The sequence below is a fragment of the Shimia sp. NS0008-38b genome (genome assembly GCF_040370365.1).
Classification (GTDB): domain Bacteria; phylum Pseudomonadota; class Alphaproteobacteria; order Rhodobacterales; family Rhodobacteraceae; genus Shimia.
The window spans coordinates 211,566-227,330 of record NZ_BAABWQ010000001.1 but is presented as its reverse complement, the minus strand read 5'-3'; the positions used below and the strand labels follow the sequence as shown (position 1 = coordinate 227,330).

At 52.3% G+C, this 15,765-nt stretch carries 12 protein-coding genes and 1 tRNA gene; 9 read left to right on the top strand and 4 right to left on the bottom strand.

Annotated elements, in window-relative coordinates:
- Window positions 1-32: 32 nt before the first annotated feature.
- Window positions 33-1,025 (bottom strand): BMP family protein, encoded by a 993-nt coding sequence (locus tag ABWV47_RS01100; protein ID WP_353307991.1) that lies wholly within the window; start codon window positions 1,023-1,025, stop codon window positions 33-35.
- 455 nt (window positions 1,026-1,480) lie between these two features.
- On the opposite strand from ABWV47_RS01100, the gene ABWV47_RS01095 reads away from it, so the two are divergent.
- From ABWV47_RS01095 to ABWV47_RS01080, 4 genes are all read left to right on the top strand, one after another.
- Window positions 1,481-2,491: a cytochrome-c peroxidase gene (locus ABWV47_RS01095; RefSeq protein WP_353307990.1), complete on the top strand. Its 1,011-nt coding sequence runs from the start codon at window positions 1,481-1,483 to the stop codon at window positions 2,489-2,491.
- A gap of 150 nt (window positions 2,492-2,641) precedes the next feature.
- The gene (locus ABWV47_RS01090) at window positions 2,642-4,909 is read left to right on the top strand and encodes a response regulator (protein ID WP_353307989.1); all 2,268 of its coding nucleotides are present in this window, start codon (window positions 2,642-2,644) and stop codon (window positions 4,907-4,909) included.
- 911 nt (window positions 4,910-5,820) lie between these two features.
- Window positions 5,821-6,252, top strand: a complete 432-nt coding sequence (locus ABWV47_RS01085; RefSeq protein ID WP_353307988.1) for a universal stress protein — start codon at window positions 5,821-5,823, stop codon at window positions 6,250-6,252.
- A gap of 12 nt (window positions 6,253-6,264) precedes the next feature.
- Window positions 6,265-7,818 (top strand): alanine/glycine:cation symporter family protein, encoded by a 1,554-nt coding sequence (locus ABWV47_RS01080; protein WP_353307987.1) that lies wholly within the window; start codon window positions 6,265-6,267, stop codon window positions 7,816-7,818.
- A gap of 889 nt (window positions 7,819-8,707) precedes the next feature.
- Here the strand turns inward: ABWV47_RS01080 and ABWV47_RS01075 are convergent.
- Window positions 8,708-8,782, bottom strand: a tRNA-Asn gene (locus tag ABWV47_RS01075).
- Window positions 8,783-8,889: 107 nt separating this feature from the next.
- Complete coding sequence (locus tag ABWV47_RS01070; protein WP_502959673.1) at window positions 8,890-9,804, bottom strand: MBL fold metallo-hydrolase; 915 nt, start codon at window positions 9,802-9,804, stop codon at window positions 8,890-8,892.
- Between the two features lie 39 nt (window positions 9,805-9,843).
- On the opposite strand from ABWV47_RS01070, the gene ABWV47_RS01065 reads away from it, so the two are divergent.
- From ABWV47_RS01065 to ABWV47_RS01055, 3 genes are all read left to right on the top strand, one after another.
- Window positions 9,844-11,148, top strand: a complete 1,305-nt coding sequence (locus ABWV47_RS01065; protein ID WP_353307986.1) for an ATP-binding protein — start codon at window positions 9,844-9,846, stop codon at window positions 11,146-11,148.
- Between the two features lie 139 nt (window positions 11,149-11,287).
- A complete protein-coding gene (locus ABWV47_RS01060) occupies window positions 11,288-12,316 on the top strand; it encodes an N-acetylneuraminate synthase family protein (protein WP_353307985.1) in 1,029 nt (342 codons plus the stop codon).
- 3 nt (window positions 12,317-12,319) lie between these two features.
- A complete protein-coding gene (locus ABWV47_RS01055) occupies window positions 12,320-12,991 on the top strand; it encodes a sulfotransferase family 2 domain-containing protein (RefSeq protein WP_353307984.1) in 672 nt (223 codons plus the stop codon).
- 17 nt (window positions 12,992-13,008) lie between these two features.
- Here the strand turns inward: ABWV47_RS01055 and ABWV47_RS01050 are convergent, their stop codons facing one another.
- Window positions 13,009-13,782, bottom strand: a complete 774-nt coding sequence (locus tag ABWV47_RS01050; RefSeq protein ID WP_353307983.1) for a hypothetical protein — start codon at window positions 13,780-13,782, stop codon at window positions 13,009-13,011.
- A 163-nt stretch (window positions 13,783-13,945) separates the two neighbouring features.
- Between ABWV47_RS01050 and ABWV47_RS01045 the strand changes: the two genes are divergently transcribed.
- Window positions 13,946-14,635, top strand: a complete 690-nt coding sequence (locus tag ABWV47_RS01045; RefSeq protein WP_353307982.1) for a hypothetical protein — start codon at window positions 13,946-13,948, stop codon at window positions 14,633-14,635.
- Window positions 14,636-14,643: 8 nt separating this feature from the next.
- Entirely contained in the window at window positions 14,644-15,762 is a 1,119-nt protein-coding gene (gene neuC / locus ABWV47_RS01040) for a UDP-N-acetylglucosamine 2-epimerase (protein WP_353307980.1), read from the top strand.
- The last annotated feature ends 3 nt before the right edge of the window (window positions 15,763-15,765 follow it).

Here is a 15,765-nt window from a genome sequence, read left to right as displayed (position 1 = left end):
TGAGGCCGGCGCGGAGCCGGCCTCCTTTGCCATCAGTTGTCCGACACCGGGCGGGCGTCGTTAACGTTTACACGGAACATACCGTCCATGATCTCAGTTTCTTTCGCACGAACGGACTCCACCACCTCTGCAGACACCAAAGTTTCGTCCAATACCAAAGAGCCGCCGCCATAGCCCATAAAGCTATACTGACCATAGTCCGACGCTTCAAAGCTGCCCGCTGCCACATTGGCCACAGCTTTGTCGATGGTGGCTTCCATGTGCCACAGGGCGGACGCCAAGATAGTGCCGGGGTAATCAGCAGACGTGTCGATCACGTTGCCAATGGCTTTTACGCCACGCTCAACAGCCGCATCAGACACACCAAAACGCTCTGCATACATAACGTCTGCGCCAGCATCCATCATCGCAAAGGCGCTTTCTTTGGCTTTGGGTGGATCATACCAGCTGTCGATGAAGTTCACGAGGAACGTCACCTCGGGATTGACCTCACGTGCGCCGTCCATAAACGCGTGCATCAAACGGTTCACTTCTGGAATTGCATAGCCGCCCACCATGCCGATCACATTGCTTTCGGTGGCTGCCCCAGCAACCATACCAGACAGGTAGCTTGGTTCATGAATCCAATTGTCAAATACTGAAAAATTCGGTGCGACTGGTCCGAAAGAAGAGCCCATCAGAAAGCCCGTTTCCGGATAATCTTTCGCAACTTTGCGCGCGGCACGCTCAAGACCGAAGACTTCCCCAACAATCAGTTGCGAACCTTGTTCGGCATATTCCCGCATAACGCGCTCATAGTCAGAGTTTGCGACGTTTTCAGAGAAAACATACTCCACCTCCCCACGCTCAGCAGCGGCGTTCAAAGCGGTGTGAATGCGGCTGATCCACTGTTGCTCGACGGGCAATGTATAGATTGCCGCAACCTTCACCGCATCTGCAACCGCCGCACCGGCGCCTGCGACCAAACCGAAGCCGACGGCGGAGGCCAGAAGAAGGCGCCTGTTTAAGTGACCAAATTTCGTCATGTTATGTCCCTGTTGTCGATTGTTGTTCTGCAATAGTTTTGATTTTTACTTTCCGGTCAATAAATCGCAGATATGACCCTAACATAAATCCAGCGTGGCCAAAGTCCTTTGCGACAAAAACAGGCAAAGAGCACAAAATAGGCGGTCGGCGTGATGCAGGGTTTCGCGTCATGTGCGCCATCGGTGTCGCTTTCCAAAGCACCTTTTTGGGTCAAACTCCGATCACAAATTCCGACCACATCCTGTTTTTTCGGCGCAACTCCTTCACTTGAGGTTAGATTAATTTACGGCTGCACCGTTTTGTTTTTAATTATATTTTTCTCATCATCATAAAATTCAAAAACTATATCGGAGGCAAACCATCAAATTTTACGTGCATTGTTAAATCGAGATTAAAACGTCGCAGATACACTTCGTACATTGGTTATGTGCTGGTCCGATGTTTGGACCGTGTCGTGAGTTGGAGTGTTATGTTCGCCCGTGTTTTATTGGGTACATTGGCCATTCTTTGGCCTCTGCCAGCGTTTGCGGAACTTGTGAGCCCAGAAGATCTTCAGGCCTTTCGCCGCCCCGCAGTGGTACCTTTTCCTCAAAATGCCCCTTACGATCGTGAGATCGCGACATTGGGGAAAATGCTGTTTTTTGATCCGCGCTTGTCCGCGGAGCAAAACATGAGCTGTGCTACATGCCACAACCCTTCGTTCGGTTGGGAGGCCCCTGTTGCCCGCGCCGTAGGCACCAAAAACACCCCACTTTCTCGCCACACCCCCACAATTTTGAACAGTGCGTGGTCAGACCGATTTTTTTGGGACGGGCGCGCAAGAAGTTTGGAAACTCAAGCGAAAGCGCCGATTTTAACACCTGAGGAAATGAACTCTTCGTTCACAGTCATCGAGGCAAGACTCAATCAGGTTGAGGAATACCACGAGCATTTTAATCGCCTTTTTCCACAGGAAGGGATCAGGGAAAGGACCATTTTGCTCGCTCTGGCCACGTTTGAGCGTACCGTCGTAACCAAACTCGCCCCATTTGATTATTGGGTGGAGGGAGACACAAACGCAATCAGCGAAAGCGCCAAAAATGGGTTTTCCCTATTTGTTGGGAAAGCCGGTTGTAGCGGGTGCCATGCAACATGGCGCTTTTCAAGCAATGGCTTTTTCAACGTGGGCTCGCAGGACCGGATGTTTTCGCGGTATGTGCCCCCGCCGCCAGAGACCTCAAAGCCGCTGTTTAAGGTGCCAACATTGCGCAATATCTCGTTGCGCGCCCCGTACATGCACCTTGGGAACCTCCGAGATTTGCAAGAGGTCGTAAACCACTACGCACAGGTTTCCGATACCGATCCCACGCTAGACATCGCGCCTTTCGAAGCGACGCCGCAAGAAATCAGCGACATCATCGCATTCCTTAGAACTCTAACGGAGGAAGGCACGGATGTTCGAGCGCCCGTATTGCCCGCCAATTGACACATGAAAAGCTTATTAAACCGTTCTCATCTAAGAATCCGGCAGGCGGTATTGATACCAATTATCGCCATTTCAATACTCGCATTGATTGCAATCTCTGTCATTGGTGGAAGCGCGATTTTGGCATCGCGCAATATAGCAGACACGCTGATGACAACCCAAAAAATCGCGGATCTGGCACGGCAAACGGAAACTGAAATCGCCGCAATGCGCAGCTACACTGACGACATTCTTGCCATGACACACATGGTTGAAAAGAAAGACGTTCAAGAGGTGTTTAACACGCAGCTGGGTCGCCTAAGACACAACTTAGATGCGCTCGGTGCAATCCAATTTGACGCGCAACTCTCGTTTGAGATTTCCAAACTGGCATCGGAAGTGAAGGAATGGACTGACAGATCCGCGATATTGTTGAGCTTAAAGCAAGGCGTTCAGATCCCGGCATTTTGGACGTTGCACATGCACGCTCAGAACGCAAAGGACCAAGCCGAAGTGTTGGTGAAATTGAGCGAGGAAAAGGCCAATCACATCACAACGGCATCTCAGCGCAGCCTCCAACGCACTGTGTTGATTGTGGCAACGCTTTCTGTCGCCGTCTTTGTTGTTATGACCGGACTGGCAACAATTGTTGCAAATCAGATTTCACACTCCATGAATGATATCTCCAGCTCTTTGGCGGCTTTGGCGGATATGGAAGGTGTCGATCTGAAGGCAAATGCAGGCGAAATTTCTAAAATGTTCGCGGCCCTCAATGTGGTCAGAAACAGCATCTATGAGAAATCCAACATCGCTCAGCAGCTGGTGTTCGAAAACCGGCGCGCAGAAGCCGCTTTGCAAACCAAAGCGCGTTTCTTGGCCAATATGAGCCACGAGATCCGCACACCGATCAACGGTATCCTCGGAATGGCAGAAGTGCTGGACAATACCGATCTGGACGACGATCAGAAAGAATGTTCTGAGACAATTTTGAGCGCGTCGGAAGCCCTGTTGTTGGTCATCAACAGCATTCTGGACTTTTCAAAAAACGAGTCCGGTGAGACCAAGCTGGTGCGCGAACCGTTTAACTTGTGTCGTCTGATCTACGACATTGCGACCTTGCTAAGCCCATCTGGCAGTGGGAAAAATGTTGAAATCTGCATCGACTATCCAGTGGACGTGCCACACCTCTTTGTTGGGGACGCTCAACGCTGCCGCCAAATTCTCATGAATCTGATCGGCAATGCCGTCAAATTCACGCCAGAGGGTTTCATTTCGATCATCGTTCGATTGGACTCTTCTGCGCACAAACCGCTTTCAATCAGTATCCAAGACAATGGCATCGGCATCCCAGAGGACCGTTTGGATGATATCTTTGTCGCGTTTCAGCAGGTTGACATGAAATCGACACGCCGGTTTGACGGAACTGGTTTGGGGCTCGCCATTACCAAACAACTCATCGACCTCATGAGCGGCGAAATAGGTGTCACATCTACACCAGGAGGCGGCACCACGTTCCGTGTGGCGCTTAATCTTCCGGTGGCCGACAAAAATGAAGACACCCTTACATCAAACGACATAGACCTCAGGATGCTGCAGAACAAACATGTGCTTGTTGTCGACGATCTCGCGATCAATCGCACAGTGCTTCGCAGACGTCTGCAACACTGGGGCATCTCGGTAGATGAATTTGAGAGCGCAGACAGTTTACTTGAGAAAATCGAGGAAAATCCGGGGTTTCTGACCATCTTTGATGCCGCGATTTTCGACTACCACATGCCGCGAACCGATGGTGTTGAATTGCTGCAAGCCATACTACACCGTGATGGCACCGACCTGTGCCCAGTCGTGTTATACTCTTCAAGCGACAAACTCTCCGAAGTGGACGCCCTGAGATCCGCAGGCTTTAGCGCAGTCCTGATGAAACCGGCCCGCGCCGAGGCCATGGCCCGCGTGTTGTGGAATGTGATGGCTGCCTCACAACCGGTTGCCGAACACAAACCAATCCAATCAGCAGAAATTGCCTTAAAGAATGCGCGTGTTTTGATTGCTGAGGACAACCGCACCAACCAACTTGTGGTGCGAAAATTGTTGGCCAAGACCGGTGCAAAACTCTCCATGTGTGACAACGGACAAGTTGCTCTGGACGCATATAAAGCGGACGGAGCCGATGTGATTTTGATGGACATGTCTATGCCTGTGATGGACGGGCTCACCGCTACCAACAAAATACGTGAGTTTGAGCAAGAAACCGGAAAGCCATCGTGCCCTATCATCGCTCTGACCGCCAACGCCATGGAAGAAGATCGACAAGCGTGCCACATAGTCGGAATGGACGACTTTCTGGCAAAACCCGTGCGCAAAGCCGAGCTTATAAAGGCATTGATTGGCCAGCTTGCGGAAAAAGATGATCGCGCGCGAAAGCGTCACAACACACGCTAGCGGTTTTCAAAGCAAACACGTCACACCGGCGCCAGAGTGCCTTTCAAGCCGAACCGCTTTAAGGCTGCAGGCGATGACTTTCGAAGTTTGGCGTGCTGCAGATCCAGACAGACGTCCCCAAGACCGTAGCCGCCGATTTTCGACGGTCAACATTGATCAGTAGCACGCACCATTTGTTACGCCTTTGAGACCGCAACGAGGCCAGCCGCGTACAATGAATACTTCCCCGCCCTGCCGATCTTATAAGCACACAGGAACTTTAGAGCCCGTTGAACGTTCAGAAGCCCTGTTCTCGCAAGCAATAGAAAAGCCAGTCAAAAGCTAAAAGATTTTCAAGCCGATCTTGCTGACCAAGTCACAACCAAGGGGTGAAAGACATGCGTGCTCAACTATTGGACGCGACCCGCGTCAGCGAATTGGCCCGCAATCGACATATGGTCTCGCTCGGGATTTACCTGCGCAGTAAATGTCTGTTTTGTGAGGTGCCGAGCTGCGCCGTCGCTCATTCGCGCGTCCGTCGGCTCAGGGCGTTCTCGTGGCGTCTGTTGCCGACCAAAGCAATCACGGCACTGCGCAGGACGCGACGCTGGCAAAGGTAAGCAAGCGAGCCAAACCCAAATTTCGCCGACGTTCGTAGGTACTTTAACCAGTCCTTCGAGATGGGCATTCGCAGCAGCTGCAAAGTCAAAAATGACCGCAGGACCACGATTGCTGGAGATTGGGACGTTCCTTCGCTGTCGTGGAAATGGCCTCCACTCAAGAGATTTGTCGCGCTGCCTTAGGCCAATATACCATTGGACCGGTTTGATTTCCTTCGCTACCGTTATCATAGGGAATTGGCCCACCTGGTATTTTTTTGGCGCGTCTTTGCCAATTAAATCAAACAAAACTAATAGGAACGGGGACTTATTATGAAATTAGTTATTGGACTGGACGGACAAAGTTCGGGGGAGAAAGCCCTCGAATTTGCAAAAGCCGTCGCAGCGAAAGCCAACAGTTGCGAGATGATCGTCGTTTATGTGATCGAATGGTCACCCTTCTCTTTTCAGACTGCTGAAGAGAACGCGCAGCGCCATAAACGACGTGAGGAAGAAATTTCAATTGCGATGGAGCGGGTTGTCGATCCCGCAGTTGCATCACTGAAAGAGGCTGGAATTTCGGCTCAGGCCATTGTGCGTCACGGTGATGTGGCTGACACGATTGACGACATTGCCCATTCCGAAGGAGCTACACAGATCATTGTCGCCCGCTCCAGTGCTGGTGGCCTGACGTCGCGCCTGTTTGGTAGCTCAACTGCAAACCTCGTGATGAACGCACGCGTTCCTGTCACCGTCGTCTCATAAGGAACAAGCCTCATGAAAAAGCTCTATTCAATCCTCTTGGCGATCACCGCCAGTCTTACGGTCGCGCTGCCAGCAATGGCCCAAGACGCTGGGTCCCTGGATGCACGTGTCAACGAAATGTTTGCCAGTGCGACTGGCTGGTTTGTGAATTTCATCTTCATGTCCATTCCGGGCACAAGTTTCCCGTGGATCGTGATGTGGCTGGTCATTGGTGCCACCGTTTTCACAATTTACTTCGCAGCCGTGCAATTCCGTTTCTTCGGACACGCGATTGCTCTGGTGAAGGGCGACTATTCAGATCCCAAAGACGCTGGCGAGGTCAGCCACTTCCAAGCGCTGGCCACGGCCCTTTCGGGCACCGTTGGGCTTGGTAACATCGCGGGTGTTGCGGTGGCGGTCGGTATCGGCGGTCCGGGGGCTACGTTCTGGATGATCCTAGCGGGTCTGTTGGGCATGGCGTCCAAGTTCACCGAATGTACATTGGGTGTGAAATATCGCAATGAATACCCTGACGGCACGGTTTCTGGTGGTCCGATGTACTACATCTCAAAGGGGTTCGATGAGCTGGGTTTGCCGGGAGGTAAAATTCTTGCGGTGCTGTTCTCTGTGTTTTGTATTCTCGGTGCATTGGGTGGCGGAAATATGTTCCAGGCCAATCAAGCACACGCACAGATCACACAGATCACAGGTGATTTCCCAGGCTGGATCACAGGTCTCATATTTGCGGGCGTCGTCTTTGCCGTCATCGTGGGCGGCATCAAATCCATCGCGCGGGTTACTGAAAAAGTCGTGCCATTCATGGGCATACTCTATGTTGGTGCAGCCATTGTCGTGCTGATCGTGAACTACGACATGATCGGTTGGGCCATTGGTCAGATCTTTGCAGGTGCTTTCACCGGTCTTGGTGTTGCAGGCGGTTTCGTCGGCGCGTTGATCCAAGGCTTTAAACGTGCGGCGTTTTCAAACGAAGCAGGCGTAGGGTCTGCAGCGATCGCACACTCTGCGGTGAAAACCAAAGAGCCAATCACGGAAGGCTTTGTTTCCTTGCTTGAGCCACTGATCGACACCGTTGTGATTTGCACAATGACCGCCTTGGTTATCATCATCTCGCAGCAGCTGATTATTGATGAAGCAACAGGCAAATACATGCTGAACGAAGTTGGCACAGCCATTGCGACAGTTGACGGTAACGGCGGTGTAGCACTGACCTCCGCTGCGTTTGGATCGGCGATCAGCTGGTTCCCATTCGTGCTGGCGATTGCAGTGATCCTGTTTGCCTTCTCGACCATGATCTCGTGGTCTTACTACGGACTAAAGGCTTGGACATATCTGTTTGGCGAAGGAAAGACCGCCGAATTGGTCTTTAAGATCATCTTCTGCATCTTCATCGTCATCGGAGCAGCAGCCAGCCTTGGACCTGTTATCGACTTCTCTGATGCAGCGATATTTGCGATGGCCGTGGTCAACATCTTCTGCTTGTACTTCCTGATGAAGGTCGTCCGCACAGAGTTGAATTCTTACGCGTCACGTTTGAAGTCAGGTGAAATCAAGAAGTTTACACACTAGGCGACTTTTATTGAGCATGTGAGAGGCCGCAGTGGCAAACTGCGGCCTCTTCCTTTGAACGGAAGTCCATGCAGTCCAGTGGGACAATTCAGGTTTGCCGGCGAAATCCTGGTTTTTGACTGTTTAAATGTCGGTTGGTCATGGCGACCCAATCGAACTTCGCACTTGTAGCATACCTTTGCTCTCCGCCCTTGGTGTCGGCAGGTCGTGCCACCTCCGGGTAGCGAGCTGTTCTCTGAGACGGAAGGTGAGCCAAAGACCGTTCAGAGCCGCGAGCAACAAGCAGCGATCTTTGAGTGACACCTCCTCGCCTTGGCTTACAGGCTTAGGGCGCGCGCACGCGATCTAATATATATAACATTTTGAAAAATAACGATTTGAAAGGAATTGCCGTTCCATCCGGACAGCACCAATTTCACTTTGTTCAGCTTGGAATCTATGAGCAAAAGTGGTGTGTCTCCAGTTGGCACTGTCTGCGTAAGCCTTACGACACACAACGCCCCTGCGGCGGACTCACATAAAACTGAAACTCAGAAATACTCAAGAAACTGCTAAGGTGCCTGCTCTAAATAGGCCCACCCGAGGTGACTACATCGTGTCCACACGCCTTTCAGATGGGTTTGGCTTCACGGCACGCAGGCAGCCTGTTACTGCTTTCGATGGGCTGAACCGCTGCTGCGTGAGGTGTGGGCAGGACGTGCGGGCGTCAGCTTGAGCACATTCACGCGCTTGACCCGCAAAGACCCAATACAGAAATCATCTAGTGGCTGGGGTAAACCACGACATCTCAGGAGCAAAACTCTCGATCCATTTGTGGGAAATACTGTGGAAAAGGGCGGCACCCGTATAGCAAAAAAGCCTCCAAGCTCAGTGGCTTAGAGGCTTTTTATGGCTCCGGCGGTAGGGATCGAACCTACGACCAATTGATTAACAGTCAACTGCTCTACCGCTGAGCTACGCCGGAACATTTTATCTTCTGAAGTGCTTCAGGAGATGTGGCGGGGTATAGCTTTGGTTTCTGAGGACGTCCAGAGGCATTTTTCAAGTTTTTTGATTTTTGACAAAAAAATTTCATAGGAGTTCGAACATGGCCCCTTCGCAAAGGGGACCCTTTGAAGTTGCTACATTTTTACCAACAAGATCAATAAGGTGCGCAAACACGTTTCGTTCCGCAGCAGGAAACAACGCCTGAGGTGTGTCCGTATATATCTGCGCGGCCAGCGCTTTTGTCGTGGCTGGCGCAGCTTGCAAAGCATGCACAATTTCGCGCTCCCGGCCTTTGCGATGTTCGATCAACCAAGACAACCGCGCTTTGGGATCCTCGACTGGCGCGCCGTGTCCTGGATGGAACACGCGCCACGGTCTGGCGCGGAGTTTTTCACAGGACATCATAAAATCGGTTAGGTCTCCGTCAGGTGGCGACACCAGCGAACTGGCCCACCCCATGACGTGGTCCCCGCAGAAACAAATGTCATCAAGAGCCAACGAAATGTGGTTTCCAAAATGACCTGGCGTGTGCAACACCTCCAAACGCCAGTCTGTCCCAGCAATCACGTCTCCATCCGCAACGGTCACATCTGGGGAAAACGCTTCATCCACCCCCTCGCCTCCTCCTGCCAACCCCGCGTCTGCCAAAGACTGCATTACCGTGCTGCGACCGGCTTTTGGTCCGCCAAATCCGTAAATTTTTGCATCGGTTTCTTGTGCCAACCGTGCGGCCAGCGGGGAATGATCCAAATGTGCATGGGTGACAACAATGTGGGAAATGCTCTGCTCAGGTGATAAGGCACGCATAATTGCCTCCAGATGAGGCTCGCTCGTTGGTCCCGGATCAATCACAGCTATATCTTTTGTCCCAACCAGATACGTGTTTGTGCCACGAAAGGTCATCGGTGAAGGGTTGGGAGCAAGCACGCGCTGAACACTGGCTTCCAAAAACTCCGCTTTGCCCGGTTCAGGGTTGAAAGCCTTCATCTGCGCGTCCATGGTCATCCTCTCACATAAGTCTTTTGCCAAGGTGTAGGCATGTTTTTTCGCTGGCTCAAACCCTATATGCCGCGCAGCCTTTATGGCCGCGCCGCGATGATCCTGATTCTGCCCGTGGTTCTGTTACAGCTGGTTGTGTCGTTTGGGTTGGTCACACGCCATTTTCAGGGTGTCACCGAACAGATGACCCGCACTGTTGCGCGCGAGGTCCAATTGGTGATGGCAGCTCTCGAAGCACAGGACAGAACGCCCGAAGCCTTGCCGGTGGTTTTGGAGGAACTGGATATGTCGGTGACTTATCCCGAAACACTTTCAACACAGGACACGCGCGTCTGGTACGATTTTTCCGCCATCATTGTGACACGTGACTTTAAGAAATTTGTCCCCGAAACCAGCGCGGTGGAATTGGCGCAAAACCGCAAGGTTTTCTTGCATCTTGCATTGCCAACCGGACCTGCGGTGCTGAGTTTCGAACGCGGTCGGGTCTCAGCATCCAATTCCCACCAGCTTTTTGTGAACATGGTGTTCTTTGGCGCTGTTTTGACATTTGTTGCCTATCTTTATCTGCGAAATCAGCTGCGCCCCATCAAACGACTCGCGGCGGCCTCTGAGGCCTTTGGACGGGGCCGTTCTGTGCCCTACGCGCCCGGCGGTGCCGTTGAGGTGCGGGCAGCGGGCAGTGCGTTCTTAGACATGCGGTCACGGATCGAACGGCAAATGGAGCAGCGTACGCTCTTACTGTCCGGCGTCAGCCATGATCTGCGCACGCCACTAACGCGGTTTAGACTCGGACTATCTCTGCTGGACGATGAGGATCGCGAGCCACTCGAAAAAGACGTCGACGAGATGCAACGCATGCTGGACGCTTTTCTCGACTTTGCCCGCGGTGTTTATGAAGATGACAGCGAAACCATCGATCCGATTGAGCTTATCCAGAGTATCGTCGAAGACTTTCAAAGGAGCGGTGCGCAGGTTTCCTTGTATGAAACGGATGGAACGGGCGAGGTTGCCTTGCGACCAGAAACCGTGCGGCGCGCCATCGAAAACCTTGTGGGCAATGCCATCCGTTACGCCAACCGGGCGGAAGTGTCAGTACAGATCAACGACCGCTATGTACGCGTGCGCGTAGAAGACGACGGTCCGGGCATTCCGCCTGAGGATCGCGAAGAAGCGGTGAAACCTTTTGCGCGTCTGGAACCGGGTCGCAATCAAAACCGAGGGATGGGCGTTGGTCTTGGCCTGTCAATCGCGGCAGATGTGGCCCGCGCACATGGGGGAGTGCTTCGATTGAAACAAAGCGAACGGCTTGGTGGGCTCTGTGCTGATTTGGTATTGGGAAAATAGCAACAAAACCGAAACCAGATTGCGGCCCTGCGCGAATATCAGTTTGGTGCCTTGATCGTTTCTGCCTCCGCTTTACAGACGGCTTCCCAGAGGTTAGCAGTCAAAAAACCGAGCTGTGACAATGAGAAAAGGAAGCGATATGCGCATTGGAAACCGCGAAATAGGCCCCAATCACCCGCCCCTCGTGATCGCAGAAATCGGTATCAACCATGGTGGCGACCTTGCAGTGGCCAAAGAGATGGTGCGCCTCGCAGCGCTGTCCGGTTGCGAGATGGTAAAACACCAGACCCATTTCGTGGATGACGAAATGACTGAGGAGGCCAAACAGATCTTTCCGCCAAACGCGGATGTCTCGATCTGGGACGTGATGGAACGCTGCGCGCTTTCCGCCGAGGATGAGCTGCAGTTGATGCGATACACTGAAGAGATAGGCATGATCTTCATCTCCACGCCATTCTCCCGACGCGCGGCGGATTTCTTGGCAGAGGCCAATGTTCCGGCTTTCAAAATCGGATCAGGCGAAGCGGATAACCTGCCCCTGATCCGTCACATCGCATCGTTCGGAAAACCGGTCATCATGTCGACCGGCATGCAAACCATTGAAACCATGCAGCGCTCTGTTCAAATCCTTGAGGATGCGGGGATCGACTATGCGCTCCTGGAATGCACAAACCTCTACCCTTCCCCGCCAGAGATCGTCTCGTTGCGCGGTGTTACCGATCTCAAAGCGGCCTTCCCAAATGCAGTTGTCGGTTTCTCTGATCACTCCATCGGTCCTGAAATGGCTTTGGCGTCTGTGGCACTGGGCGCGTGCATTCTTGAACGTCACTATACCGATACCCGCTACCGCGAAGGCCCAGATATCATCAACTCGATGGATCCATCTGAGTTGCGCCTATTGATCGAACGGTCACGTGAAATCTGGATCGCTGCCAACAATCCCAAACAACGTACAGCGGCCGAGGAGTCGGTCTACGCATTCGCGCGCGCCTCTGTTGTTGCCGACAAAGACCTACCTGCGGGCCATGTGATTGGCGAATCCGACATTTGGGCGCGCCGTCCGGGGTCAGGTGAGATCGCCGGGTATGATTTTGACAAAGTGGTCGGCACAAAACTGAAACGGGCAGTGACACGCAACACACAGTTAAAGTGGGAAGATTTGGAGTAAGTTATGATCCTGTCTAAATCTCATAACTTCATTTTTGTACATGTGCCCAAAACTGCAGGCACAGCCATGACATCCGCACTTGAACCTTATGGGGTTTATCCACCCCGCACGCTATGGCGTTCGTTTGTGAGGCGCCTGCCGATAATTCAATCGCCCGATCAGGTTTACCTGCGCAAACACGAAACCGCCGCTGGGATAAAACGCAAACTTGGTGCAGAAGTTTTCAGTCAATTTCATCGCTTCGCCGTCGTACGAAACCCTTACGACCATGCGGTGAGCCATTATGAATTCATGAAGCAATTCCGCCTGCCAAAAATCGCCGAAAAGGTCGCCAATATGTCCTTTTCGGACTATTTGCGCTATCGCATGAAGCCCCCCTTTTGGAACGACACGTTTTTTGCGCGACTGCCCAATCAAAGCTACTTTCTCACCGACAGCGCAGGATCTCTTCTGGTGGACCAAATCTTGCGTTTCGAAACACTAGCAGACGACTTTGATCAGCTGGCTAAGAAACTCGATTTTGACGGCGTATCGTTGAGACGGGAGAACGAAACGGTCAGTCGTGCGGATAAGAGACCCTGGCAAAGCTACTTTGACGACGAGGCCAAATCCCTTGTCGATCAATTGTATGATGTGGATTTCGGCCTGCTTGGGTACCAAAAAACCATAACCTAGTCAGCTTCCCGTTGAGGTCATCCCTCAAACCCATTGTCGATCCAATACTGACGCACCCACGGGATCGGTCCCCGCCCCGCTCGTGGGAACTTGCCCCAGGCCCCGGCATCTTTTCTGGCCACGTCTACCGGGCGTGGGTCGCCATGAAACGCAACAATTCGAGCGCTCTTCTCAGGCTCTTTTGGTGCCAAAAAACGATCCACACCAATCGGTCGTCTGAGATGGCGTTTAAAACTGATCACCCATTCAGGCGGCCACGCTTGCCACTCTGGCATGTGCTCTTGGACAAACACCTGTTCCAATTTACATCTGTCAAACGCATCAACAGGGTCTTTGGTAAAAGCCTCTGGAATGTGACCATGCGCGCCAAGGTCAAAAGCGAACACACCTGTCAACAAAGGTGGATCAACCGGTGTCCGCCCCGGGCGCCAATCAGGGCCCCCACCGATGGCATGAAAGCCTTCTCCCTCAAAGAACGGCGCCAGATCGCCGACGATCAACGAATCTAGATCAATGAACAGCGCGCGCCCTTGGAGTTCGTATAAGTTCTTTAGGAAAACTGACAACTTCGGCCATGCACCAGAACGCCAATGCTGATCGCCATATCCAAGGTCAGGGATCGGAAAAACTTCAATTCCTTCGGCAAAACCGTCTGTATCCGGGGTGAAGCACACAAACCGAAAGTCTCCCTCCAAGTGACGCTGGCACGCAGAATACAAGACATTGACATAGCTAGACGGGTACAGGCTTCCCCACTTCATACACAAGATGACCCGATCGGATTTGTTCATTGGAGTCCTCCTGCGACTGTCGTTTGCCTTTTAACCTTGTCGCTTGATAGCTGTCCAGACCACTGCAAAGGCTTGTGTCTCAAACGACTTAAAGCTTATTGTCGTGAGACCTCTAAATAGCTACGCGCATAGCATATTCATCCAGTAGGAAGCTCAGCTGACAATGTTTAAGTTTCTCAAATCACTACAGAGTAAGAGAAGCCGCCACAAACTGGCTACTGAGAAACCTGAAGAAACGTTCTCTCGCTACTATGAAACAAATAAGTGGGGAGACGCCGAAAGCGCGTCAGGCAAGGGGTCAAATCTCGCGGTTACCGAAACCCTGCGCGAGAAGCTGCCCCCGCTTCTCAAAAAGCTGTCTGCGACATCCATCGTTGATGTTCCTTGTGGGGACTTTAATTGGATGTCCAAAGTGGACTTGGATGATCTCACTTACATCGGCGGTGATATTGTCCCGCAGTTGGTCGAAGCCAACCAACAAAAATTCGGGTCAGACAATCGCGCATTTCAGGTGATCAATCTCTTGGAGTCTGACATACCTTCTGCAGATGTCATTTTCACCAGAGATTGCATTGTTCATCTCAGTTTCTCCGATGCGACCAAGGCGATCGAGACAATCCGGAGTTCGGAAGCAAAGTGGCTTCTCATGACCACCTTCACTGAAGTCGCTGAAAACGAAGATATTTTGACTGGTGAATGGCGACGCTTAAACATGTGCTTGCCCCCGTTCAACTTTCCTGAACCCGATGTTCTGATCAATGAGGGCTTCAGCGACAAGAACGGGCGACATACCGACAAATCGATCGGGCTTTGGCCCATCGCTAGTCTCCCGGCAACTCAAAACGTAGATTGAAACCGACATTGACCCGCACACTCCTTTTTCTGACAGGCACGCGCGCCGATTTTGGAAAACTTGAACCACTCGCTATCGCAGCACGCGATGCTGGGTTTTCTGTTACGTTTTTCATCACAGGCATGCATATGTTGGAGCGCTATGGGCTTACCAAGCTTGAAGTGCACCGCATGCCCGGCGTAACCAAACACGAGTTTCTCAATCAACGCCCCGGTGATCCACAGGATATCGTTTTGGCGAAAACAGTTGTGGGGTTCTCAGACTACATAACCGAAACCCGCCCTGATCTGGTCATTGTGCACGGCGACCGGATTGAGGCCTTGGCGGGTGCACTGGTGGCCGCGACCAATTACATCCCTTGCGCCCATATTGAAGGCGGCGAAGTCTCTGGCACCATTGACGAAATTTATCGTCACTGTAACACCAAGCTTTCTAGCCATCATTTTGTCAGTTCTCAAGACGCCAAACGTCGGGCGATGGCGATGGGCGAACCTGAGGGTGCAATCCATGTGATCGGCTCACCAGAGTTAGATTTTCACGCAGGCCCATCCGGCGTGTCTCTGCAGGAAGTGCGTGAGAGATATGAGATCGGGTTTGAGGACTTCGGTTTGGTGACATTTCACCCCGTCACCTCAGAGCAATCGACAATGGGCGCACAGGCCGCTTCACTTTTTGGGGTTCTGGAAAACTCGCAGAAGAACTTCGTGGTGATCGCACCCAACAATGATCCCGGCTCAGAGGACATCTTTGCCGTCTTGGACAAGCTGCCTGCTGACAGATTTCGCCAATTCCCCTCGATGCGCTTCAACCACTTCTCTGAGTTGATGAAAAATGCAGCCTGTATGATTGGCAACTCATCCGCTGGCGTGCGTGAAGCCCCCTTTCTTGGCTTGCCGTCGCTGGATGTCGGCACGCGTCAAACAAACCGCGCTCAGGCGGGTTCGGTGCACAGTTGCGCGGCTACGGACGTCGCGGCCATCCAAGCGTTCCTAGACTCCGAATGGGGCCAACGGCACACACCACACACAGGTTTTGGCGAAGGCAACGCCGCCGGTCGCTTTGCAGAGTTGCTCGGCCAACCTGAATTTTGGGACCAAGGGTTGCAAAAAGCGTTTCAAGACATCTGACTT

Excerpts from the sequence above, each read along its gene's own strand:
- ABWV47_RS01055 (WP_353307984.1), top strand. The coding sequence starts at position 12,320 with ATGATCCTGTCTAAATCTCATAACTTCATTTTTGTACATGTGCCCAAA.
- ABWV47_RS01080 (WP_353307987.1), top strand. The coding sequence starts at position 6,265 with ATGAAAAAGCTCTATTCAATCCTCTTGGCGATCACCGCCAGTCTTACG.
- ABWV47_RS01085 (WP_353307988.1), top strand. The coding sequence starts at position 5,821 with ATGAAATTAGTTATTGGACTGGACGGACAAAGTTCGGGGGAGAAAGCC.
- ABWV47_RS01100 (WP_353307991.1), bottom strand. The coding sequence starts at position 1,025 with ATGACGAAATTTGGTCACTTAAACAGGCGCCTTCTTCTGGCCTCCGCC.
- ABWV47_RS01060 (WP_353307985.1), top strand. The coding sequence starts at position 11,288 with ATGCGCATTGGAAACCGCGAAATAGGCCCCAATCACCCGCCCCTCGTG.
- ABWV47_RS01065 (WP_353307986.1), top strand. The coding sequence starts at position 9,844 with ATGTTTTTTCGCTGGCTCAAACCCTATATGCCGCGCAGCCTTTATGGC.
- ABWV47_RS01070 (WP_502959673.1), bottom strand. The coding sequence starts at position 9,804 with ATGGACGCGCAGATGAAGGCTTTCAACCCTGAACCGGGCAAAGCGGAG.
- ABWV47_RS01050 (WP_353307983.1), bottom strand. The coding sequence starts at position 13,782 with ATGAACAAATCCGATCGGGTCATCTTGTGTATGAAGTGGGGAAGCCTG.
- ABWV47_RS01090 (WP_353307989.1), top strand. The coding sequence starts at position 2,642 with ATGACAACCCAAAAAATCGCGGATCTGGCACGGCAAACGGAAACTGAA.
- ABWV47_RS01045 (WP_353307982.1), top strand. The coding sequence starts at position 13,946 with ATGTTTAAGTTTCTCAAATCACTACAGAGTAAGAGAAGCCGCCACAAA.